Below are 23390 nucleotides of genomic sequence, written 5' to 3' on the forward strand. Positions count from 1 at the left end.
TTACTTGTTGATAATTGGTTGAAGAAGAGGTAGTTCTTCCGATGAAGGTCTGAAACTTTTGCACAGCAGGAAGTTCAGACTCGTGCAAAACGAAAATTATCACGGTGTGACAGTCAAAGGGCCGAATGTGGGTTGTAATTGTTCCACCGCTGCATTGGTTTCAATGTTGTGACTTCGATCACTGGTAACACGGACTTGGTTCACCCAATATTTTCAGTATTATCACGCAAAAAAACCAGCACCATCACTTGCTCTTAGAAGAAACCACGAGATGATTAAGGTGTCGAGTTCCAAATAATCCCATGTTTCAAGTTAATCTTCTCCCCGGCGCTATCAACGAATTAATTGCCACTGTCACCGATACTCACCGCGTTACCAAGGCTGACCGATACGGCATGATGGCCGCCATCCTCGATGAGTCCATCAGTGAAGAAGAACGTGGCTCACTCGATCGTCTGATTCGCTCCCTGGTCAAAGGTAGGATTCAAGTCAGTGATGAACTCTCCATCGTCTCGTAAGCAGAAAGCTCGTTGAGAACTCGACACTCTACAACAGCTTTCGATTGGGAAAGTTTAGACCAGTCACTGATATTGCGATCGGCCTCTACAAGGATAGCTTTTTGTATAATGCAGTTTTGACATAGACGATTAGCATTCACAACTTCATAAAACATCATGACGGATAGCATCCAGCATCTCATCGAGCCGCACATTCAAGATTTGGGTGGATTCCAAGCCCGCCGCTTGCTTCCCTCAGACGTTTTAGCACTGGTAGGCCCGTTCATCTTTTTTGACCATCTCGGCCCTGCGGTGTTTCCACCCGGCCGGGGCGTGGATGTCAGACCGCATCCGCACATCAACTTAGCAACCGTCACCTACCTGTTTGAAGGTGTTTTGCTGCATCGTGATAGTGTCGGCAGCGTTCAAGAAATCCGTCCCGGTGCGGTGAACTGGATGACGGCAGGGCGAGGAATTGTCCACTCCGAACGCACGCCTGACGACGAGCGCAGCAAAGAAGCCATCCTGCATGGCATTCAAACTTGGATAGGACTTCCCGATGAATACGAAGAAACCGACCCCTGGTTTCGGCATCATCCGGCCACTCAACTGCCTGTTTGGGAGGATGCAGGAGTTTCATTCACCCTAATTGCGGGTGAGGCCTATGGTCGCACTTCCCCAGTTCAAATATTTTCACCCATGATTTATCTGGACGTGCAACTAGCTCCTGGCAAGCAATTTACCTTACCCGGCCTTTACAGCGAACAGGCGGTTTACAGCGTAACAGAGGGGCTGGTTATTGATGGAATGCCTCTGGAACAACATCGGTTGGCGGTTCTCACTTCAGGCACTGAAGTAAACATTTCTGCTTCAGGCAAGGCTCGTTGTATTGTGATTGGCGGTGAACCTGTTGGGGAGCGGCATAAGTGGTGGAATTTTGTTTCGAGTCGGCACTCGCGCATTGAGCAAGCCAAACTCGATTGGAGAGAGGGACGGTTTGCTCAGGTTCCTCAAGAGACCGAGTTTATTCCGTTGCCAGAAGATCCCCCTTCTCAAGCGGAGCAGCCGTTGTGAATAACCACAGCGATTTAAATTAAAAACTGTTTGTTGATGCAGAATCTGTCTTTTTTACTCGACTCTTAGCAGATATTATTCTAAAATCGGCGTTGCTTAATCAGGGTATGAAAAAAATCAGTTGGAAATCGGGAAGCTTTGTGGGTACGGGTTTATATGACTTGCATATTTAGCCTTTCATACCGTAAATCAGCAACGACCTATCGGCTTATATTCCGCTTCATTTGATCTAGTTCTTCGTCTGCTTCCCAGCGTTGAAACTTTTCCTCTAAAGGATCTGCCGCATTAAAACTATTATAATTTGAACTCTGATTCCAACCCTTTGTATCCCAATTTGGCTCTGTTTTAGTGGTAGTTCGAGTTGCAGCTTCTGCAGCTTTTGCTCGGACTTCTTTTCGCCGTACTTGAATTTGGCGGTACAGTTCTTTGGCTTTTTCAATGCGTTCTTTGCAGCCTTGCATTTGACCCCAGCGCTGATTTCCCTGACGCAGCAAAGCTGCTTGGCGCTCTTGGGCGGCTTGAGCTAAATCGAGCCTTTGACCAGCTTTAGCTTTGTTGATGCGATCGTTCCAGCGCTGAATTTCTTGGGCGGCCGAGAGAATTTCGGCTTGCAGTTTTTTCTCTTGTTTTTGGATATCGAGAATCAGCCGCAGAGTGTCTTCTTCTTGTTCCTTCAGTTGTTCTTCTATTGCCTGCAATTCCAGATGGGGATTGCTTCGCAAAAATTCTTCTAATCTGGTTTCTAGAAAGCGGCTGAAATCATCAAATAAGCCCATTTTTTATAAATCCTCAGTCATTAGTCCTTGGTCATTAGTCACTGGTCATTAGTTATTAGTCATTGGTTCTTAGTCACTGGAGATCGATTATTGATCCTTAGTTGTTAGTTATAGCAGAAGAAAGTTCGGCAACGAATTGGGGAACCGATTTAACGGATAGAAGCAAGAAGTAATAAGAGCAATGGTTTCAGCAATTAAGAACGTCTTGGCGCTTCCTATATTATAACTGTTTTCACTGCTCGTGATATACAGCCCGATCGCTGCCTATTACTGATTACCGATGACCTAACTCATAACTAATGACTGATGACTAATGACTCATAACTGATGACTGATTAGAACTTTTGCCCGACAAAAACCGATCGCACATCTCCTCCCTTGCGGATAACGGCTTCTTGATTTTTGATTTCTGCCAGTGTCCAACCGCTAGCGCCGATGCTTTCGCCCACATAAATTCTGCGGGCTACGCCGTCTACTTCAAACAAAGCAGCCGATCGATCGCCCAACTCCAAAATCCCTACCAGCGTGTGCGCGGAAGTCGGGGCGCTGGTGACGGCCGGTGCGGATTGCTCGGGCGCGGGCGCGGATTGCTGGGCTGGCGGCGCTGGTGCCGGTTCGGTTTCGCGAGCCAAAATCTTTGGCTGGGGAGAATCCGAGGGGGAAGGGGAAGCGGCGAGGGGATCTCGATTGCCCGCAGCGGCGATCGCACGACCGGAGGCTGGAGCAGCAGGCGAGGGGGAAACTGCCGCGGTTTCAGGAGCAGCCGGAGCAGCCGCTACCGGAGCAGGCGGAGCCACTGTCACCTGAGCGGGGGGAGGGATGACTACGATTTGGGGTGCAGGTGCTCCTGGCTGCGCGCCGGCTTGTTCGAGGGCATCAGCGATGCGGTTGACTGCGGTCGAAAGACCTGCGGTTGCCGGCGGCGCGCCGGAAATTGGAATGCTCGGCAGAGTCCCTGGGGTGGGGGTTCCGGGAACTCCTGCAAGTTGGGGGTTAGCTTTGGGTGCTTTTTTTTGTTCGATCGCTTCTAGGGAGCGCTGCACATATTCGACAAACGGAGTATCTGGTGCTGTTTTGCCACTTGCTGCTGGTGTCTCAGGTGCGGGGGCGGCGGGCAAGCGCACGAGTCCCGACCTGCTTGCGAGCCATAACCCCATGACTAGCAGCAGCGACCCAAATGCTGCTCCCAGCAGCATTCTGTCGAATGATTGTTTGGACTGCTGTTTTTTGGCTGTTTCTAGGGCGACTTGGCGGGCGATCGCTTCTACGTCTTTTTCGTCCCGCTGCGGCTGGGGGGGTGCCAACTGCGACAAAACTATTTGAGGTACCGAGATCGACTTGAGCGCCACGAATTCTGGCTGCACGGGCTCGGATGGCAGTCCGCCGCTACCGTCGAATGCTCGATCCACTCCTTCAAACAGTTCGTCCATCAACCGATCGGCGTAGGACTCTACTGCCACTGCTTCGGCGGGCACTGTTTCCACCGTCGCCCTCACGGCGATCGGCTCTGACGCTGATTCCAAAGACATCTGTTTGGCGATTACTTTTTGAGGCATAGTTTTCTGTTTGCTCCCGCTCCTCGACAACCCTGAGATTCTCAACTATCAGACTTCTACAGGATACTTGTGATGTTAACCAATTCTTGGTTAAGAACAGGTCAATTGTATCTCACCCATCACCATATTTTTAGTGTTCAGCCAACTTACTTTGCCCGATCGACTTTTGTTTTACCTGTTTTGGGACTTTTCGCCCCTGTTTTCTGCTGCCAGTCTTATTTGCTTACCCTGACTTTTACTGCATATTCTACTGCTTTTGTCAACCCCACCTTCCGGGGCTTGGCTGTTTTTGACACACAGCTTTACTTGAGGCTCTGGAAAAAAAGCGGGTTTTTTGCCGCTGTTTCCGATCGCATTGCAGCTTTGACAAGGATTTCAGACTTTTATCCGTCTTAAGTTTGTTGGTCAGTTTGCTTGACAGTAGTAACAGGCGACCCATTTTATAACTTTAATAGTACCATAGCTTCATCACACTTAGGTAATAAAGTGTCAAAGGTTGCCAAATCGTCGGCTAAATAAGCATTATTCCTAATATTTTTTTTCCACACTATTTGTAATATAAAAATAAAAAAAATATTGAAATTTGTCAATATATATTCGTTTCAGCATGAAATTTTTTCAGCCCTAATTCCTCTAGCTCCTGTCATTATTAACAGGAGCTAAACACAACACTCGGACAACCCAAATTAACCAACCCGTTCGGCTAACTCCAACCAGCGCTCAGTCGCATGATCGATCTGCTGCGTCAACTGAGCTAAACGATCCGATAACTTCTTCACCTCGGCAAACCCGCTGGGAGCATTGTTAGACAACCTCTTTTCAATCTCTTGTTTCTCAGCTTCCATCTGCGGAATTTGACTTTCTAATTGTTCGTATTCCCGCTTATCATTGAAGGAAACTTTTGTAGATTTTTGATTGGAGCTTGGGGATTTTGAATTATTAGATTCAGCGGTGCTTGTAAGTTTTTCTTTTTCTTTTTGCCCTTTGATTTCCTTAGCTTCTTCTGCTTTTTTGTAGTCTAAATACACCGAATAATTGCCGGGATACAAGCGCAAATTCCCGCCCGGTTCCAAGGCGAAAACCATGTCGATCGTGCGATCGAGAAAATAGCGATCGTGGGACACCACAATCACGCAGCCGTTAAAATCTTCGAGATAATCCTCCAAAACAGCCAAGGTCTGCACGTCTAGGTCGTTTGTCGGTTCGTCCAAAATCAGCACGTTCGGCGCACTCATCAGCACTTTCAACAGAAATAACCGACGCTTTTCCCCGCCAGAAAGTTTGTTAATCGGTGCATACTGTTGGTTCGGTGGAAACAGAAACTTTTCCAACATTTGAGAAGCGGTAATGATTTCCCCATCCGCCGTTTGCACCAACTCCGCCACACTTTTCAAGTATTCAATAACTCGCTGGTCTTCATTGGGCGTCAAATCCTCTGAATGCTGGTCAAAATAACCGATATGAATGGTTGTGCCAATTTCGACAGTACCCGAATCCGGCTGAATGCGTCCGGTGATGATATCCATCAGTGTCGATTTTCCCGCACCGTTGCAGCCAATAATTCCTATCCGGTCTTCGGGAGTGAAATTGTAGGTAAAATCTTTAATTAAAGTGCGATCGCCATAGGCCTTACTGATATTCAGTAACTCAATCACCTTCTTACCAATCCGGCGGCCCGCTGTCGCAATTTCGACTTTGCCGTTGGCTGTTTTGAACTCCTGGGCTCGCATATCTTTAATGCGATCGATCCTCGCTTTTTGCTTGGTACTCCGCGCTTTCGGCCCGCGTTTGAGCCATTCCAATTCGCGCCGCAATACACCCGCGTGTTTGCGAACACTGCTGGCTGCGGATTCTTCAGCTAAGGCTTTTTTCTCCAAGTAATAAGCGTAATTGCCAGCATAATTGTAAAGATCGCCGCGATCGATCTCCAGGATGCGATTGGTAACGCGATCGAGAAAATAGCGATCGTGCGTAATCAGCAGCAAAGCACCGCGATAGCCGTTCAAATAGTTCTGCAACCACTCCACAGACAGCGCATCCAAGTGGTTTGTCGGTTCATCCATCAGCAACACATCGGGCTCGGACAACAAAGCCGTTGCTAAGGCAATTCGCTTGCGGTAGCCGCCGGACAAGTCGGCAATTTTCGCATCAAAATCCTCAATCCCCAACTTGGTCAAAATCAATTTCGCCTTGGTTTCCAAATCCCACGCATCCACCTCATCAATGCGTTCAGACACCGCAGACAGACGCGCCATCAACTTGTCTGTATCGCCTTTGCCGTGGGACAATTGATCGGAAATTTCCTCGTATTCGCGCACTAAAGCCATTTGTTCGCCACTGTCGGCAAATACTTGCTCTAAGACAGTGTGATTTTCGTCTAAATCCGGCTGTTGGGGGAGATAGACAATTGTAGACCCTGGATTGACCCAGCGATCGCCAGAGTCGATCGACTCCATACCGGCAATCATTTTCAGGAGGGTGGATTTGCCGGAACCGTTGGTGCCGATGAGTCCGACTTTATCGCCTTCATCCAGGCTGAAACTGGCATCTGTCAAGAGTTCCTTGATGCCGAAGTCTTTTTTGATCGATCGCAGAGTAAAAATAGTCATCTGTATAGAAAGTCATTTACCTAACTTAGTTTAGCGCTGACCTTCCCACTCCGGCACAAACCAGATTATTTAGATCCGGCACAAACCAGATTATTTAGAGAATCCCTAAACAAAATTTATTCTGTTACAGCATAGCAATTGCAGATGGATTTGTGTAGCTCGTGATCGGCATGAGGATACTTGTCATCCAGCGTTAAGGGCAGATACACCGCACGCAATTTCAATTGTTGGGCCGTATTTGAGAAGTTATCGTGGATCTTCAGTCTCTGTAACTTTTTGATTATCAGCTTCTTTTTTTTTAATCTCGTTGAACTTACTCAGAAGCTTCTGATAGAGGTAGTCATCTTTGCCTCTAACACTACCTACAAACTCGATTTTCCCACGTACAGAGTCTACGAAACGCGCTAGCTCCTTTTCGGGCAAAGTCACTTTCTTCGCATATTTTGATTCATAAGTTTCTGTAGCTGCCTGTAGTCCATACTTTTCCCAGGCATGAAGAGCACCGTCAATATTACGGACGTATTTACGACTTACATTAATAGTTTGATTGACAATTAGACCTGTAACTTCCTGCCTTTGTGTTTTGTTGTAAGATAGCCTCACTTTTGCATCGTTAATTCTAAACCCATTTCTCTCTATGATGCCTCGCAATTCATCTCCTAAAACAACCTTAGAAGAACCTTTTTCATAAGAGGAAACTAATGAGACTGGTAGTTCATTCCTGTTGCTAGATAAAGTAATGTCATCTGCATATCGTGTATGAAATAACCCATGCTCTCGGGAAAATCTTTGTAATTCGCTATCCATTTTTGCACAAATAAGATTTGAGACTATTGGTGAAGTTGGTGCTCCTTGTGGCAGGCGATTATCGAAACAGCATATCTGAGCTAAGATTGTCGCGACTTTCTCGTCTAGTTCATAGGGTTTTCCCATGAACAATCCCCTAACTCGACCAAAGTTAATAGAGCCAAAGAAATCCTTAATATCCAGGTTGAGAATGAACTTTTTTCCGACGTGAGCTTTAGCGTTAGTAATAATGCTACGCGAAGTCGCAAATCCGTGAACAGAAGGTCTTGGTCGATAGACAGCATATAAAACTTGGCTCAGCTTTCTTTGAACTATCCCTAACGAACCATTAGGGGAATGAATAGTTCTATAACCTCTAGATTTCTTGGGAACCTGAAATTTTGTGTACCGAGAATCGTGAGGAGTTCGGTAAATATAGTATATAAGATATTCATAGGGAACTCTCAATAGTTGAGCAACATCATAAGGTGATTTAAGCTCTTTGAACTTTTGGGAAAGTTCTTCGCAACTCTCGTATAAAAATGGAGGAACATAAGTCTTATTTTTCATAACTATCCGCTCCGACTCTTAAAATGAAGTACCTACTCTCTGAGCATTCACGCTTTTTGCATACGCAGCGCACACTGACACTGTTCAGTACCAGGAGCGTAAAGCTAAGTTGAGAGTCCTCCGTCGCAGTATCGCTCACGGAAATAAATACCCATTAAGTAGGTACTAAGGTAATTATACCACGATTTTATAAATTTCTCAATCTTATTAAAAGTCTTATGATAGTTTATAGATATTATTAATTCGTATTACCTCTTTTAAAAGCCTGATAGGTTTTTTTCTTTTCATATTTTGCCAGTCTATAATTGGGGTTTTTTGAGAGTGCATAATTAAGAAATTTAATAGATTCACTATATTGGCATTTATGCCTTAAGATAACGCCAATTTGAGTAATTATAGTATAATCATCCGGCTTCATTTTAAGCAAATTTTGATAAAATAAAAGAGCTTCATCCCATCTGTCTAGCTCCTGAAGCATTAATCCTTTGTTGTTTAAAATAGAAAAGTCGTTGATATTGGATTTAAGTGCCTCATTGAGGATAGATAACGCGCCTTCTATATCACCTATACTCTGATAAGCCGTGGCATATTCTCTCCTCATTTTTGGGCTTTTAGGATCTAGTTCAAGCAATTTCCGGTAAAATCGATCCATATTAGCAACATCACCCATATCTGTTGCAACTTCAGCTCTTTTGCTTAAAAGGTCAGGATTATTAGGTTCCTTTTCTAGTTTTCTATCAAGTTCGTCAGCTTTTTTTCGCAAATGTACCTGTGTGCGTCTCTCCATTTCTTTGGCAATTTCTTGACTGTTCAGTTTCATACAGGTTGTCCCTTTCTTCAGGTACATACTTCCCCCTGATGTTCTATAAGGATATTTATCTTCTGTCTTGATAACGTGTATTTGCACAACATACAAGTTTTCTATACGCGCCCCCTCCGAATTGGAAATATTATGAACATTCACATCATAATAGTGATGAGGAATAGCCGGATCAGTCCTTCTTAATTTATCAGGAATACTTCTACTAATCTCGTCTCTGTCATTTCGATCGAGAGTGACCCCCTGAATGATCCCGGAGTCATCTATGCCCAAATAGAGATATCCCTCTATTTGGGCATTCAGGAATCCAACTACATACTTTTCAGCATGGTCTACAATCTTCTTAATCCTATTAACTGGATCCGGTGAGTTAATCTCCTTAAATTCAACAGAAGCTCCTTCTTCTTGATTAAAAATTTCTCCTTGCACAAAGTTGATCTGCTGTGTCATATGTGTGGGCATAAACTCTAGTTTCAATGTTGTGGCAATTTGCCATTTCGATCGCATTGTACTATAATTAAGATACCAACCTTTGTTGGAGTATTTTTTTATGTCCTTGCAAGAGCTTAAAGAAAAAGCCAGCCAACTATCAGTCAGCGATCGCCTTGCCCTGCTAAGTGCGATCGTTCAATCCCTGCAAAGTACACCAGAAATCGAGAATTGGCAATATTTAATTGCACGTCCTCATGCTTGGCGCAAACAACTTTACATTAAGGGACGTAAATTACTGGCATCGACTATTTGGCGAGACATGACTGCTAATGGGATGTCACCCGAAGAAGCTGCCGAAAATTGGGATTTACCTCTGTCTGCTATCTATGAGGTGATTGATTACTGTGAAAATCATCAAGAACTTTTAAAATTAGAAGCAGACGAGGAACGCTATCGATTGGAAGTAAAAGGAGTCCAAGTTGAGTCTACGAATGCTGCTTGACGAAGATTCTCAAGCAAAGTATTTAGTCAATCTTCTTCAGGCAGCCGGTCACGATGTAGCTACAGTCAATACATTGGATTTAATGAATCATCCAGATTCAGTCGTGCTAAACGCTGCCAGAGAAAATGAGAGAGTGCTGCTTACACGCAATTGTGATGACTTTCAGCAATTGCATCAAGCGAACCCAGAACATTCAGGAATTTTGGCAGTTTATCAAGATTCTGAAGCTTCTAAGAATATGAGTTATCAGGCGATAGTGAAGGCAATTGATAATTTAGAAACAGCCGAATATGAACTCAATAATCAGTTTGTGGTTCTCAATCTATGGAGTTATTAATGAGAAATTTATGTAAAAATGCAAAATAGAAGTCTCATTGTTACCTGCTATTATACAATCTTGTCGAAATCTAGTTGCTCCTAGACCAAGGAGGCTGAATCAAAACCGCGATCGCCCTACCAATTGACCAAATCACCAAATTCTGCCAACAGTGGCAAATCATCGAACTCTCCCTCTTTGGTTCGATCCTTCGCGACGACTTTCATGCAGACAGCGACATCGATATCCTAGTTGCTTTTGCCCCCACAGCCAACTGGGGTCTACTCGATCGCGCCCAAATGCAGGAAGAACTCGAAGCACTGCTAAGTAGAGCAGTCGATCTAATCAGTAAACGGGCGATCGATCGCAGTTCCAAGTGGATTCGCCGTCAAGAAATTCTCTCTACTGCTCAAACTATTTATGTCAAATAGCCGCGATCACGCTTCCTTAATCGATCGCTCTTTTTATTTCAACAACTGCTTCTCCCGTTTTACCCGTTGCGCGATCGAATATTGTTAGGGAGATGTGCCTATCAACTGCTTCAACAGATGGCTGAAATGAAATTGACTCATGCCCAGCAATTGAGCTAGATCTGCAAGCTTAATATCTTGATTCAGATGTTCGTTGATGTACTCGGCTTGCGTTTCTGATTTTATTGTCCTTCGCCAGTGCGATCGCTATCTCTGGGATGCTTTTGAGAACTGGCATTGCAAGCCATAGCTTGATTGTGCCTAGATAGCAATCACTTTTGAAGTCATTGTAGAAATATAAAGTTTTAATTTTAATTATTTTCCCTGACTTTACTTCGCTTGGTGTCCAATTTAAAGATTCAACAGACAGCAGCCACCTTGGCATAGCTGGCAGTACGCACCTTACTTGTATCTAGAGACGGGTTGTTTAAACAATATTATCTCTACCTTTAGGAAGAGGTAAACCCGCTCTGATCTAACGCCACAAAAATAATGTTGTGAGTAAAAAGGCGGGGGTGGAAAGTACGAATGCAGATTGTAGGGTTTCCTTGCCTGTCATTCCTAAGTGCGATCGCCGAAGATCGGAGTATAGAAATTAAACGGCTGGTTTTCGCCCGCCCTTACAAAAAATGAACTCACAAGTAAATCGCACAGAAGAACAAGTAACGATTCTGCAAGACGAAACAGCAGCGGCCGGGAATTCAGCCAACGCAACAGTTGAAACTCATGTATTCGCCTCAGAATTTGTAACAGAGGAAAAAGTCAGAGTGGAAGAATTTAAGATTAGCGCCGATAGTTTAATTGCTAAAGTCAAAGAACTAATTCAGCAAGGAAAACTCCGCCGCCTCGTCATCAAAAACTCGCAAGGGCGGACTTTGGCAGACATTCCGCTGATGGCTGGATTGGTAGGCGGCGTTGCCGGCTCAGTAGTCTTTCCAATTGCTGCTGTACTTGCTACAGTGGGGGCAGTTGCGGCTCATTTGACTGTAGCAATCGAGCGCAAAGAATAGTCATTAGTAATTAAAAATCTTCTCTTCAAGTCCGCGAAGGCGGACTTTGTTTGTTTAGTAGCGATTTCAATCGCCGAATTGTCTGATCAACGTAACTTCTCCGGTACTCTCGCCGCAGGTTGGTCTAAATAATTGTAAACAATCCGCGAAATCCGACGCACAAAATCTCTCACAATCGGGTCATTGTAAGGACGCTTGACAAATATCGCCGCTAAATAACGCTTACCGTTGGGCATATCAATAATTCCCGCATCGCCAACTACAAAGCCGATATCTCCGGTTTTGTCAGCAATCACGGCTCCTGGGCCCAAACCGGAAGGCAAAAGCGTTCTAGTTGTTGTGTGCCGCAGTAATTCTAAAGCTTGTTCCCGGCTCGATTCAGAAACTAATTTATCGCGAGACAGCATCGCCAGCAGCTTTACCATATCAACAGAACTTGTGGTATTTGTTCCTTGAAAATCGCCGAGCCAATTGCGAATTCTCGTATCAGTTAATCCCCAACTGCGAAAACGCTCGTTGAGTTTAGTAATTCCCCCCAAACGTTCAATAATCATGTTGGTGGCTGTATTATCGCTGATGGTAATCATTTTATCTACGGTTTCTCTGATGCTAAACCGAGTGCCATTTGGTCTGTCTTGCATAGTTCCAGAACCGCTGGCAACTAAGTCGGACTTCATAACTAATGTTTCGTCTAGGCTAACTTTGCCTGCGTCTACATCTTGATAAAAAGCAATCAGAATAGGTAATTTGATGGTACTGGCGGCCGGAAATACTCGATCGCCCTTGATATCCAAATAGTTTCCTGTATCTAAATCCAGAAAAAACATTCCGGCGCTGAGGGATCTATACTGTGCGATCGCACTTTCGATTTGAGGCTTGATGGCTGTCATTTCCAAGCCTGTTGACATCCCCAAATCAGCGGAATAGTTTCTCTGATTTCCCGGCGAAACAGTGGGCGTAACTTGACCTGCTGCTTGTTCTATGCGGGTAATAGCTGTTGGGATCAAAGACTCGTTCCCCGCTATTTGCTCGGGATTAGGCAACTGAAACGACCAGCGAGTGGAAGATTCTCTAATGACTCGGACTTTTTGCGGATCTAACTTATAACCGGGAGTTAATTGTATCACTAACCTGGTAGTTCCGGTGTCAAATTGCCCGACTCTAATTTGTTGAATAGCTGAGTTGTAGCTTTGAGGAGTTTCGGGATATTCCAAGACTATTCCCGGTAAATCAATTATTAAGCGCGTGGGATTAGCAATTAGTTTAACTTCCGGCTGAACTCCTGAATCTGTTGTTAAATTGAGCTGATTTTTGCTCGCCTCGAAGTGCCAAGATGTTAGTGTATCAGCTTTTGCGGGCAGGGCGATCGAGAAAAGACTAAGGGCGGCCGGCAACAGCCATTGCAGTTTTAGAGTCATGTTTAAAAAGAAAGAGTTTAACGGCTGCAACGAGAAAGCGGCTGGAAAAACGTTTGCAACCGCTTTCGAGACGAAGCACCTAGCATCATACAGTCAACTCTTGCCCGCAGCCGTAATTTTTTTATTTGCTTTGAGAGTATTCCGTTTCCGGGACTGCTCTCAAATCCGGTTCTATTACCCCTTTTTCTTCCAGTCTCGCGCAGGCAGACAAAACTTTGTACACGGGCAGATTCTCTTGGGAGAATTATTGTTTTGTCGGCCAAAATTTTAGTCACTTGAGATGAATTCAAGTTAGGCGACTTCTCGATTTCTAGCATCTTCTAGCGAGTCAATCGCGGCTTTGAGAAACACTTTTCCTTTAGCAACAAATCGGCGATCGCTCAAAGGATCGTAAGCTTCCCAATTACCGCTAACTTCGCGATCGCACCACAAAAACCAGCAGCGGTAGATTTCTCCGCTATCTATATCATCGCACAAAGCCAGCCAATCATCCCCCGTGAGAGCGCTGGCATCTAATGCTACCAATTCCACCCACGCAAGTGCAGTGCAGGCATCGATAGCCTCAGCGTCAACGGAGTCACATTTGGTAGCTATAGGTTGTGGCGAACACAGTGTAGACTTCATAATTTCTCCTTAATTCAATTAAATCAATCAATCAATGAATTGCCCTATTTATGGAACTGACCCGGTACGCCAAGTGGAAAAACTGTGTTTTGATAAATTTCTGGTTGGTCAAATTTACCAGCGGCGGATGCTTCTGTTAAATTATTAAGTGTATTAATTGTGAAAATGGCGGCGGTTCCCAAAGCGGCCATTGCCAGTCTGTGTAAGATTTTGCTCATTTGGCTGCTCCTTTTTTGCTTGGTGTATCTACTCTAAAAAGTTAAGTGGTGATTAGCGGCGGAGATTGGGGACTTAAGAAAAACTTTTTATCCTAAAATATATTCAACTGTTGAAGCCGTTATCAGGACAGAGTTTCAGGAGTCGATCGCCAAAAAAACCTCCCCAAGTAAAATTCCTTAAATTCCGGCTGGCTGATTATCTTCCTTAAAATCGCCTAAAATGGGTACTTAAGGCGTTAAACTTTCTAGATTCGTTCCCCTTTCACTGCAAGCGAAGTGCTCAAGTCAACACGCGATCGCGGTCGCATTCTCACTGCCTCTGGCTTAAAGAAACTTAACGAGGCGCTCCAAGAATGGTCTGACCGACATAACATTAGAGGTACTCTGACTGAAATCGAGGCTGAGTCTGGCGTTGGTGCGGATACAGTCAGCAAAATTAAGCAGGGTAGAGAAGGTGCGGATTTGAGTAAAATTCGACAGTTGTTCGCGGCTTTTGAAATGACTCTGGCTGCTAGCGACCACCGATCGGCTAAACTTGAGGAACCGACAAATTTAGACGAGCTGGACAATTCGCCGGCAGCGGAAGATACAGCCAGCAGCAGAATTGTTAAAGTATTTGTCAGTTATCGCAGCGCCGAACCGGATCGCGAGTTGGGAAAACAGTTGGAAATAGCCTTAAGCGCGATCGGGCATACAGTCTTTACCACAGAAAATAGCATTAGATTGGGAGATAATTGGTTCGATCGCATTAATTTCTTCCTCCAAGAATGCGATTATTTGCTACTACTGTTGCCGCCAACGGGAAACCAAAGCGAACTACTAACATACCAAGTTCAGCAAGCAAAAGAACTGCAAGACTCCCGCCCTGACAGAAAACCAATAATTCTCCCCATCCGCGTCGGTTTTCCCCTGAACGCGCCTCTAAATCACGACTTGCGTGGCTATCTGTACCGCATCAAACAGAGGGAATGGAAAACCACCGCCGACACTCCAATTATTATCGAAGAAGTTCTGAATTTACTAGCAGAAGAACCCGCACCAGTTACCGAAGAAACGGAAAATTTAACACAAAAACAGCTATTAGAAATTAGCAGCGACGAAATACCTCTACCCGCCGCTGAACCGGAATTACCGGGAGGACAAGTAGATGTTGCTTCTCAATTTTATGTAGAACGCCCGCCCATCGAAGAACGCTGTTATCAAACTATTGTGCAGCCCAGCGCGTTAATTAGAATCAAAGCGCCGAGACAAATGGGCAAAACTTCATTGATGGCAAGAATTTTGCATCACGGAACCCGTCAAGGTTATTGCACAGTGCCGCTAACTTTTCAGTTAGTAGATAAAGGCGTATTTGCCAACTTAGATAAATTCTTAAAATGGTTTTGCGCTTACGTGGGCCGCGAGTTGCACTTACCCAATCAATTAGATGATTATTGGGACGAGATTTTTGGCAGCAAAGTCAACTGCAAAGATTACTTTGAAAAATACATTTTACCACAAATCGACAGTCCTTTAATTTTAGGATTAGACGAGATCGATCGCGTTTTCCAATATCCCGACATTGCCGAAGACTTTTTAGGACTGCTGCGGGCGTGGCACGAAGAATCGAAGCGGCGCGACATCTGGAAAAAACTGCGATTAATTGTAGTTCACTCCACCGAAGTTTACATCCCGATGAACATCAATCAATCGCCTTTCAACGTCGGACTGCCCGTAGATTTGCCCGAATTCAACTCTCAGCAAATACAAGATTTAGCAGCGCGCCACAACTTGAATTGGTCGGATGCAGAAGTTGAAAACTTGATGGCAATTGTCGGCGGTCATCCGTATTTAGTGCGAGTTGCATTATATCACATTTCGCGATCGGATTTGACACTGAATGAATTAAAAGAAACTGCGATCGCAGATGCGGGAATTTACAGCGACCATTTGCGGCGGCAGTTGTGGAATTTGGAAGAATATCCTGAGTTAGCGCAGGGGATGAGAGAGATTGTGGCGGCGGACTCTCCGGTGCAATTAAAGGCAATGCAGGCTTTTAAATTAGACAGTTTGGGGTTGGTGAAGTTGCAGGGGAACGAGTGCGTGCCGAGGTGCGAACTGTATCGACAATATTTTCGATCCCACTTGAGCGCGATCGGGTAAAATTTGGTCAGTAACTGCGGTAAGTAATAATCAGGTGAATGATAGCCATGAACGATATTTTTTTGATAACTTCCGATAATTGGCTAGATTGGATAGCCGTATTTGGTTATCTAGCTTTTACAGCTTTCATTGCATGGCGCGTGTTCACCACAAAGTAGATATATTATGAAATTACCTTCTTCCTCTTTTTCTTTCTTACTTTACGTCCTTCGCGCCTTCGCGGTTCGTTAAAGAAACGGTAAAATAAGACAATAATCAACTCCCCCCTACAGTTATGCCGCCCGTCGAAAGTGTTGCAGCAATTCCCAACGATCTGATTTTGCGCTTGAGCATCGAGCAGTATCATGCGATAATTCAAGCTGGCATTCTCACGGATGATGACTCTGTAGAATTGCTGGAAGGTTGGCTGGTTTTCAAAAAGCCCAAAAATCCACCGCATCGAGTCACAACTCGTCTTGTCAGAACAGCTTTAGAGAATATTTTACCCCCTGGTTGGTATGTCGATTCTCAAGAACCCATCACGCTATCCAATAGCGAACCTGAACCTGATATAGTGGTTGTCCGAGGAGATACGCGACAGTATCTCGATCGGCATCCGGGTGCGGAAGATATTGCCCTGATTATTGAAGTATCAGATACGACGCTTCAGCGCGATCGCACTGTCAAAAAACAGATTTATGCCCGCGCCGGAATTGCGATTTATTGGATTGTGAATCTTGTTGAAGGACTGCTTGAGGTGTACTCTCAACCTCTTGTGGAAGTTGAGCAGCCAGATTACAGTCAAAGGTTGGATTTTGGGCGATCGGCTGTTGTACCGATTATTATTGAAGGGATAGAAATTGGGGCGCTCGCTGTAGATGCTCTTTTGCCTTGATTTTGATTGAAAGCTATTTGTTATTGGTTAATTGCTCTCTCAACTTTCGCAAAATTGGAATTTCTTCCAACTGTTTCGGCCGTATACTATCCCAGTTTAACCCCATTGGACGCGGATAACTTGTATTAGTTTCAATTACCTCCTGGGCAGTAACAATCCAATTCAGGGCCCAATCGTGAGCTTGCATTGGTAAACGGGAATCTTCGACTATTTGCAAAGGATGCACTGTTGTGACAATTGGCGTATCGATTTGTACTAACCCGAATTCCTTCAACATAGCCAATTCCAAATCTGCAAAACCTGCACCTTTCCCGGTTCTTCCACCGCCCGGCCCTGCTGCTACGCAGCCGACTATTACTAAATCAATCGGCTCCATTTCTGCAAAACTTACTAATTTTCCGCAAGTCAGTGCTTTGCGGGCGATCGCACTTTCGGCAATAGATACGTTTTGCCGCTGCAAATCCCCAGCAGTCAACTCAACAAAACAGCGATCGTCTGTCAATCGCGGTACTGCCATATACAGGCGTTTTCCATCTTGCAAAGCTTGCATCCGCACCGGAATTTGCGCCGAATCTGGATTGCACTTAATCGTGTTTGCTTGTTGCCATATTGGTAAAGTTGCCAATCTTTTCGCAGCCCACTCAGCACCGACAAAGTTGGGAATATGGCCAAACGGATCGCCAATAGATGCGGCTTGATGCTTCAGCAAAGACCAAATTTCAGCTCTTAAATGGTCTTTGTTGTCGTTATATCCAGTCCAATCAGTTTTCATACTGTATTGTGTTAGAATTTATCATACAGAATTATGCTTTAATACCGCCTCATTTCTTCAGTCCGCGAAGGCGGACTTTGTTTCTGTAGTAGCGGTTTCAACCGCCGAATAACTTATATGAATTTTACTACAAAGCCCAGTTACTATCAAGTCGGCGGCAGTCTCACAAATAACGCTCCCAATTATGTGAAGCGACAAGCAGACGAGGATTTCTATAACGGATTGAAAGCCGGGGAATTTTGTTATGTTTTGAATTCCCGGCAAATGGGCAAATCTAGCTTGCAGGTGCGGACAATTCAGCGGCTGAGAAATGAAGGAATTGCTTGTGCTGCGATCGACATTTCGGAAATTGGCAACCGCGGCGTCACTCCCGAACAGTGGTATGCTGGTTTGCTACGCATTCTCGAAAATAACTTTAACCTGTCCGATATTGTCAACGTGCGGACTTGGTGGCGCGATCGCAATTTTTTAAGTCCGGTTCAAAGATTGAGCGAATTCATCGAAACCATACTCTTAGCCAACATTTCCAGCAATATTGTCATTTTTATTGACGAAATCGACAGCATTCTCGCCCTAGATTTTCCCGCCGATGATTTTTTAGCCTTAATTCGATCGTGCTACAACAAGCGCGCCAACAATTCAGAGTTCGATCGCCTAACTTGGGCCCTCTTAGGCGTAGCATCGCCGACGGATTTGTGCCGCGAGCAAAATGCCAGCAGCAACACCCCTTTTAATATTGGCAAGGCGATCGAATTAACTGGTTTTGACGAAACAGAAGCTCAACCGCTAGCAGCGGGGTTGGCAGAGCTTACAGACAGCCCTCATGAAGTTGTGAGAGAGGTTTTGTATTGGACTGGCGGGCAGCCTTTTTTGACTCAAAAGCTGTGCAAACTTCTCTTTGAAAATGCCAAATTAGTCCAAAATTCCAAAGAGTGGGTGGAGAAAGTAGTCCGCTTGAAAATCGTGGAGAATTGGGAAACTCAAGATGTACCCGAACATTTGTCCACAATTCGCGATCGGCTTTTCAAAGAAAACCAGCGCATTGTCAGGAGACTCGGATTGTATCAGCAAATTTTAGAACAAGCTGAAATTGTCCCCGATGGCAGTGCCGAACAAATGGAATTACGATTGAGCGGATTAATCGTTAAACGCCGGGAAAAATTAACAATTTCTAACCCTATTTATGAAGCTGTATTTAACAAAGAGTTAATCGAACAAAAATTAGAAAAACTCTCGCCTTACTCGGAAGCTATCAAACTCTGGCTAAATTCTAACTCTGAAGATGATTCCCAACTGTTGCGAGGTAATGATTTGCAGTCAGCATTAGTTTGGGCGGCCGATAAAAGCTTGAGAAACGAAGATTTTCAGTTTTTGACTGCCAGCCAAAAAGTTATTTTGAGCGACCAAAATCAACTGCTGCAGTCAGCTACACTAGAAACCAAAAAAGCTGTGCGTGATGCAGAAAAAGCTTGGAGTGAAGCTGACTCTGCCAAACAAAAAGCCAAACAGTGGATCGGCATCGGTTCAGTGGTACTGGCAGCATCGTTAGTGGGGGCGATCGGCTTTTCAACTCTCGCTTACGAGCGGTTTAAACTAGCACAAGCAAGTATCGAAATCGAACAAACTGGCAGCGATGCTTTACTTTTAGCAGTATCTCAAAAAAACGAAAACACCGAAGCTTTATCAGAAGCTTTACTGAGGGCTATCGCCTCCGGAAAAAGATTAAAAGCCTTAGTTGAAAACCAAGATAACCTAGAAAAATATCCGGCAACTAGACCGCTGTTAGCCTTACAAATAATTCTTGATAAAATTAGCGAAAAACAGCAGATAAAAACATCATCACTTCCCCAAACTAAGATAAATTGGCAAGCTCATACAGGTGCAGTTACCAGCATCAGTTTTAGCCCCACCAGGAACATATTAGCAACCGCAGGAATAGATGATAGAGTTCAGCTTTGGAACTTTTCTGGGCGAAAAATTGCTGAATGGAAAGCTTTGCAGCAGTCAGTTAATATGGTAAGCTTTAGCCCAAACGGTAATTTTTTAGCGACCGCAGGAAGGGACAGCACAGTTAAAATATGGAATTTATCAGGAAAAAATATTTCTAACTTCAAAGGGATTCAAGGCTCAGTTACTAGCATCAGTTTTAGTCCCGAAGGAAAGTTGTTGGCGGCCGCAGGAATAGACAGCAATGCTGCAATTTGGAAATTGTCAAAACTGCCAAAATCAATATCGTCTCGCGTGAAACTCCCGGGTCACAACGGCTTAGTGAGAAGCGTAAATTTTAGCCCAAACGGCGATTTTATAACGACTTTAGATGGCAACTCTACAGTGCGAATTTGGAATTTGTCTGGAAAACTGAAAAAAACACTTCCCCTTCAGGTAATTGGGCTCAGTTTCACTCCCGCTCCACACCAGTCTCACTTTGCTACAGTAACATTGAATGGCAAAGTTGGGCTGTGGAATCTGTCAGAAAAAGAATTAGTTAAGGAATTTCAAACCTTGCATTTTGATGCGAAATCAATTAGTTTTAGTCCCGACGGAGAACGGCTTGCTACAGTGGGAATTGACAAGACTGTACGGCTGTGGAATTTAGCGGGGCGGCAGGTGGCTCAATTTGAGTTTGAGGAGAATGTTGTTAGTGTCAGTTGGAGTCGAGACGGAAAGCAAATTGCTGTAGCTGGAAGCAACGGCACTGTCTGGCTGAGGCAGGTTGAAGGGTTAGAAGAATTGCTGAAGCAAAGCTGCAATTTTTTCACCACTCAACCGAAGTATTTTACAAGAGTTTCAACCATCTGCAAGTAGGGTGCATACATGACTTTAGCAAGTAGGACACGGCATTGCCATGTCCTACCCGTAGCTAATGAGTTATTACTATCAATTTACTTTAACAGGCGAAACACTTACATTAGGATTTGTAACTCTTTTTAAGAGTTCTTGTCGGGCTTGTTCTGGATTTTGGCCTTTGGGTACTTGATATAATAATCTACAGGAACCGTCTTGAGGATTAGCTGCACAAATAATTAGTTGACCAGTGGTCGATGCACCTGCTGTGACAACATTCTCCCAGCTTCCTTGCGGTTGCGAGTTGTTGAGAATTCCTGAGACTCGGGTGCACCGAGTAATCGCGTCTTCTCCTGATTCATTGAAATAGTTATCAGCTACCCACAAAATAACGGGAATATTTTTGCCTTGTTGGACAGCGATTGTAGCTGGGCGGCCGCCAGCAGCGCCGCAGAAGAATGAAGGCGCTTGGGCAAAGGCGGGACTGTTTGCTAAAATCGGAGCAACAAGGGCAATAATGGACGCGCTAAAAGCAGACTTGAAGAGCCGAAATTTCATGAGCAGTAATAAGCTTGTTCATTTAAGGTTACTAATAGTCTAAAAAGTTAAACTGTTTGTTGCCGGGAAGATTAGGCATTTAGAGAAAAAAATAAAATTTATTCTGCAAATTTTTGCGATCGCACCCACTGGCCTCACATAGGCCTAAACTCAGGGAAAAAAGCTCGCTGACAAACACCGACGGCAGAAAATACGTGAAGCCAGAGGGGGCGCAGGCGCGAAGGTATAGGGTAAAGGAGTGGTTTTGCACCGTTTTTTGCTGAGCCTCGCTGTTCTTGATGCCGTCCCACCTAAACTGGAACCTGTGTTAACATCGAAAAAAATATTCTCTTTAATAATCAACAATGGGCAATGTTCTGGTGCTGAACGCCTCCTACGAACCCCTTAACATCACCAATTGGCGAAGGGCGGTAGTTTTGTTGCTGAAAGGAAAAGCAGAACAGGTAGAACACAACGGGAAATTTATTGCGCCAAACTTCCCGCTACCAACTGTGATCCGACTGCGGCATTATGTCCGAGTTCCCTATAAGGATATTCCGCTTACCCGCCGGAACATCTTGCACCGGGACGCACACTCTTGTCAATACTGTAGTTATACGGGGGACGATTTAACCCTCGATCATGTGATTCCCCGATCGCGCGGAGGAGGCGACACTTGGGAAAACCTCGTCACCGCCTGCGTGCGCTGCAATGTGAATAAAGGCAGCCGCACGCCAAAAGAAGCGGGAATGCCACTGCGCTATCCGCCTCGGAAACCTCACAGCGGTCTTTATTTTGAAGTGACTAAACACGTTAAGAGCGGTATGCACAAAGAATGGCAAAAATATGTAATAGGCCTTTAAAACCCCTGTCAGCGCAAGCGCGGGGGTTTTTTGCGGAAGTTCTAAGTCCTGAGATTGCTTCGTTCCTGGGAACGCACACTCTCTGCATGAGTTAAAAAGTTAAACAGTTAAATAGAGAATTTACGCTCTTAAATCAGGTTTCTCGTAAGAAGTATGGGCTTTGACAACAAGGCATCTACAAAGAAACCGGGTTTAAGAGCGAATGCCGTGCAAATCCTGAAAGAGTTAAATTGTTAATCTTTAACGATGAAAGACCATTCCCCTACCAATTCCGATGAAACATCTGGCAACCGCGAAGCTGAGCTTGATTCCAGCAGCGAGGTTGTACCCGCAGTGAGTGCGCCTGCCAAACGCCGCAGTAAAGCCGAAGTTGCTTCCGAAGAGAATCGCGGCCGTCTCCGGGAGGAATTGCACGATCGCAAAGTCGAGCAGTTGCGCCAAATGTTCGATCGCCACAAAGGCACTCGCCAGTTACTATTGCTCCAAGATTTTCCAGATCCCGATGCACTTTCAAGCGCTTGGACTTACAAATTAATCGCCGAACAGTACGATATCCAATGCGAGATGATCTACGCCGGCGCCCTCAGCCACCAAGAAAATATTGCCTTAGTTAAATTGACAGGGTTGCCGTTGCAGCGGTGGACGCTGGAAACAGTAAAAACTAAGGATTTGTCGGTATTTCAGGGCTGCGCTTTCATCGACAACCAAGGGACGACTTGTAGCTTAACCGAGTTTATTTTAGCGGCTGGAGTTCCGATCGCTGCCGTCATCGACCATCACAATTTGCAGGGGGAAATGAACGCAGAATTTATCGATTTGCGCCCTCAAATCCGCGCTACAGCCACGATTTTTGCCGAGTATTTACAGGCTGGACTCCTAACTCTTGACGGCAGCGTCAGTCTGCACATCAAGTGCGCTACAGCTTTGATGCACGGTTTGCGATCGGATACGAACGCCCTCAGACAAGCTCAGGAGGAGGACTTTTTAGCTGCGGCTTATTTGAGCCGATTTTACGACCCGCAGTTGCTGAATGCGGTGTTGCAGTCGTCTCGTTCTAAGTGGGTGATGGACGCGATCGAGCGATCGCTCAAACACCGCACCGTCCAGAACAATTTTTCGATCGCCGGCATCGGCTACCTCCGCTATGACGATCGGGATTCTATTCCCCAAGCGGCGGACTTTTTAGTAACAGAAGAGAACGTACACACAGCAGTTGTCTACGCAATTGTTCACGACAAAGACGAAGAAATTGAAGTAGTAATTGGCTCGCTACGAACTAATAAACTTACTCTAGACCCCGACGAATTTATTAAAGAAGCCTTCGGCCAAGATGCTCAAGGACGCTTTTTTGGCGGTGGCAGAAGTCAAGCTGGAGGTTTTGAAATTCCCGTGGGCTTTCTTTCCGGCGGGAATGAAAACAGCGATTATGCAAGGCACAAATGGGAAGTATTCGATGCTCAAATCAAGCAAAAATTGCTGAATTTAATTAGTCCTAAAGACAATCCTGTTTACGATCATTAACTCTGGAGTTTTTAGGTGCGGTCTTGATTCCAGCAAGAGCATGGATTCTGCCTGCGGTTGCTACGAGGTTTTGCCGCGTTTTTTTCTCGTTTCGGGCAAAATTTCAACTTTACAATCAGTCATCGACGCACCCTAACTCTCATCAACCGGGTTTTTTTCCTCTTATTGAGGGTTGGAGCGAAGTAAGGGGGTTAAAAAACCCGCTTGAGCCGTCCAGGA

At 45.0% G+C, this 23390-nt stretch carries 23 protein-coding genes; 12 read left to right on the forward strand and 11 right to left on the reverse strand.

The window, feature by feature from the left end; genetic code table 11:
- Window positions 1-302 precede the first annotated feature (302 nt).
- Together QUA74_RS01625 and QUA74_RS01630 are read left to right on the forward strand one after the other, a co-directional pair.
- On the forward strand, window positions 303-518 hold the full coding sequence (locus tag QUA74_RS01625) for a hypothetical protein (RefSeq protein WP_190659239.1): 216 nt from the start codon (window positions 303-305) through the stop codon (window positions 516-518).
- A gap of 156 nt (window positions 519-674) precedes the next feature.
- Complete coding sequence (locus QUA74_RS01630; protein WP_333324359.1) at window positions 675-1571, forward strand: pirin family protein; 897 nt, start codon at window positions 675-677, stop codon at window positions 1569-1571.
- Window positions 1572-1771: 200 nt separating this feature from the next.
- Here the strand turns inward: QUA74_RS01630 and QUA74_RS01635 are convergent, their stop codons facing one another.
- Both QUA74_RS01635 and QUA74_RS01640 read right to left on the reverse strand, forming a co-directional pair.
- The gene (locus QUA74_RS01635) at window positions 1772-2347 is read right to left on the reverse strand and encodes a TIGR04376 family protein (RefSeq protein ID WP_333324361.1); all 576 of its coding nucleotides are present in this window, start codon (window positions 2345-2347) and stop codon (window positions 1772-1774) included.
- A gap of 335 nt (window positions 2348-2682) precedes the next feature.
- Window positions 2683-3903, reverse strand: coding sequence for a hypothetical protein (locus tag QUA74_RS01640; RefSeq protein ID WP_333324362.1), 1221 nt, complete (start codon window positions 3901-3903; stop codon window positions 2683-2685).
- A gap of 72 nt (window positions 3904-3975) precedes the next feature.
- Here QUA74_RS01640 and QUA74_RS01645 point away from each other — a divergent pair, with 72 nt between their 5' ends.
- Window positions 3976-4299, forward strand: a complete 324-nt coding sequence (locus QUA74_RS01645; RefSeq protein WP_333324364.1) for a hypothetical protein — start codon at window positions 3976-3978, stop codon at window positions 4297-4299.
- Window positions 4300-4589: 290 nt separating this feature from the next.
- On the opposite strand, the gene QUA74_RS01650 is transcribed toward QUA74_RS01645, so the two are convergent.
- From QUA74_RS01650 to QUA74_RS01660, 3 genes are all read right to left on the reverse strand, one after another.
- Window positions 4590-6512 carry an ABC-F family ATP-binding cassette domain-containing protein gene (locus QUA74_RS01650; RefSeq protein WP_333324366.1) on the reverse strand — a complete coding sequence of 641 codons (1923 nt, stop codon included), beginning with the start codon at window positions 6510-6512 and terminating at the stop codon, window positions 4590-4592.
- A 246-nt stretch (window positions 6513-6758) separates the two neighbouring features.
- Entirely contained in the window at window positions 6759-7868 is a 1110-nt protein-coding gene (locus QUA74_RS01655; RefSeq protein WP_333324368.1) for a reverse transcriptase domain-containing protein, read from the reverse strand.
- Between the two features lie 238 nt (window positions 7869-8106).
- Window positions 8107-9195, reverse strand: a complete 1089-nt coding sequence (locus QUA74_RS01660) for an RNA-binding domain-containing protein (protein WP_333324370.1) — start codon at window positions 9193-9195, stop codon at window positions 8107-8109.
- A 43-nt stretch (window positions 9196-9238) separates the two neighbouring features.
- Here QUA74_RS01660 and QUA74_RS01665 point away from each other — a divergent pair, with 43 nt between their 5' ends.
- The 3 genes from QUA74_RS01665 (at window position 9239) to QUA74_RS01675 (ending at window position 10369) form a co-directional block, all read left to right on the forward strand.
- On the forward strand, window positions 9239-9622 hold the full coding sequence (locus QUA74_RS01665; RefSeq protein ID WP_333324372.1) for a hypothetical protein: 384 nt from the start codon (window positions 9239-9241) through the stop codon (window positions 9620-9622).
- The gene (locus QUA74_RS01670) at window positions 9612-9959 is read left to right on the forward strand and encodes a DUF5615 family PIN-like protein (protein WP_333324374.1); all 348 of its coding nucleotides are present in this window, start codon (window positions 9612-9614) and stop codon (window positions 9957-9959) included. Before QUA74_RS01665 ends, QUA74_RS01670 begins: the two co-directional genes overlap by 11 nt.
- Window positions 9960-10090: 131 nt before the next feature.
- The gene (locus QUA74_RS01675) at window positions 10091-10369 is read left to right on the forward strand and encodes a nucleotidyltransferase family protein (protein ID WP_333324473.1); all 279 of its coding nucleotides are present in this window, start codon (window positions 10091-10093) and stop codon (window positions 10367-10369) included.
- 84 nt (window positions 10370-10453) lie between these two features.
- Here the strand turns inward: QUA74_RS01675 and QUA74_RS01680 are convergent, their stop codons facing one another.
- Entirely contained in the window at window positions 10454-10594 is a 141-nt protein-coding gene (locus QUA74_RS01680) for an AraC family transcriptional regulator (RefSeq protein ID WP_333324475.1), read from the reverse strand.
- Between the two features lie 443 nt (window positions 10595-11037).
- On the opposite strand from QUA74_RS01680, the gene QUA74_RS01685 reads away from it, so the two are divergent.
- Window positions 11038-11418, forward strand: a complete 381-nt coding sequence (locus tag QUA74_RS01685) for a DUF4342 domain-containing protein (protein WP_333324376.1) — start codon at window positions 11038-11040, stop codon at window positions 11416-11418.
- 86 nt (window positions 11419-11504) lie between these two features.
- Here the strand turns inward: QUA74_RS01685 and QUA74_RS01690 are convergent, their stop codons facing one another.
- The 3 genes from QUA74_RS01690 to QUA74_RS01700 form a co-directional block, all read right to left on the reverse strand.
- On the reverse strand, window positions 11505-12836 hold the full coding sequence (locus QUA74_RS01690) for a serine hydrolase (protein ID WP_333324377.1): 1332 nt from the start codon (window positions 12834-12836) through the stop codon (window positions 11505-11507).
- A 291-nt stretch (window positions 12837-13127) separates the two neighbouring features.
- A complete protein-coding gene (locus tag QUA74_RS01695; protein ID WP_333324379.1) occupies window positions 13128-13460 on the reverse strand; it encodes a hypothetical protein in 333 nt (110 codons plus the stop codon).
- 44 nt (window positions 13461-13504) lie between these two features.
- Window positions 13505-13678: a hypothetical protein gene (locus QUA74_RS01700; RefSeq protein WP_006633667.1), complete on the reverse strand. Its 174-nt coding sequence runs from the start codon at window positions 13676-13678 to the stop codon at window positions 13505-13507.
- Window positions 13679-13954: 276 nt separating this feature from the next.
- Here QUA74_RS01700 and QUA74_RS01705 point away from each other — a divergent pair, with 276 nt between their 5' ends.
- Both QUA74_RS01705 and QUA74_RS01710 read left to right on the forward strand, forming a co-directional pair.
- The gene (locus tag QUA74_RS01705) at window positions 13955-15820 is read left to right on the forward strand and encodes an AAA-like domain-containing protein (RefSeq protein WP_333324381.1); all 1866 of its coding nucleotides are present in this window, start codon (window positions 13955-13957) and stop codon (window positions 15818-15820) included.
- Window positions 15821-16094: 274 nt separating this feature from the next.
- Window positions 16095-16694 (forward strand): Uma2 family endonuclease, encoded by a 600-nt coding sequence (locus tag QUA74_RS01710; protein ID WP_333324382.1) that lies wholly within the window; start codon window positions 16095-16097, stop codon window positions 16692-16694.
- Window positions 16695-16707: 13 nt separating this feature from the next.
- Here QUA74_RS01710 and QUA74_RS01715 read toward each other — a convergent pair whose 3' ends face one another.
- Window positions 16708-17466 carry a 5-formyltetrahydrofolate cyclo-ligase gene (locus tag QUA74_RS01715; protein ID WP_333324384.1) on the reverse strand — a complete coding sequence of 253 codons (759 nt, stop codon included), beginning with the start codon at window positions 17464-17466 and terminating at the stop codon, window positions 16708-16710.
- Between the two features lie 117 nt (window positions 17467-17583).
- Between QUA74_RS01715 and QUA74_RS01720 the strand changes: the two genes are divergently transcribed.
- The gene (locus QUA74_RS01720) at window positions 17584-20271 is read left to right on the forward strand and encodes an AAA-like domain-containing protein (RefSeq protein ID WP_333324385.1); all 2688 of its coding nucleotides are present in this window, start codon (window positions 17584-17586) and stop codon (window positions 20269-20271) included.
- Between the two features lie 72 nt (window positions 20272-20343).
- Here the strand turns inward: QUA74_RS01720 and QUA74_RS01725 are convergent, their stop codons facing one another.
- Complete coding sequence (locus tag QUA74_RS01725; RefSeq protein ID WP_333324387.1) at window positions 20344-20808, reverse strand: COP23 domain-containing protein; 465 nt, start codon at window positions 20806-20808, stop codon at window positions 20344-20346.
- A 344-nt stretch (window positions 20809-21152) separates the two neighbouring features.
- On the opposite strand from QUA74_RS01725, the gene QUA74_RS01730 reads away from it, so the two are divergent.
- Window positions 21153-21650, forward strand: a complete 498-nt coding sequence (locus QUA74_RS01730; RefSeq protein WP_333132866.1) for an HNH endonuclease — start codon at window positions 21153-21155, stop codon at window positions 21648-21650.
- 246 nt (window positions 21651-21896) lie between these two features.
- On the forward strand, window positions 21897-23171 hold the full coding sequence (locus tag QUA74_RS01735; RefSeq protein WP_333324389.1) for a bifunctional oligoribonuclease/PAP phosphatase NrnA: 1275 nt from the start codon (window positions 21897-21899) through the stop codon (window positions 23169-23171).
- The last annotated feature ends 219 nt before the right edge of the window (window positions 23172-23390 follow it).

The organism is Microcoleus sp. LAD1_D3, assembly GCF_036702135.1.
Lineage (GTDB): Bacteria > Cyanobacteriota > Cyanobacteriia > Cyanobacteriales > Microcoleaceae > Microcoleus.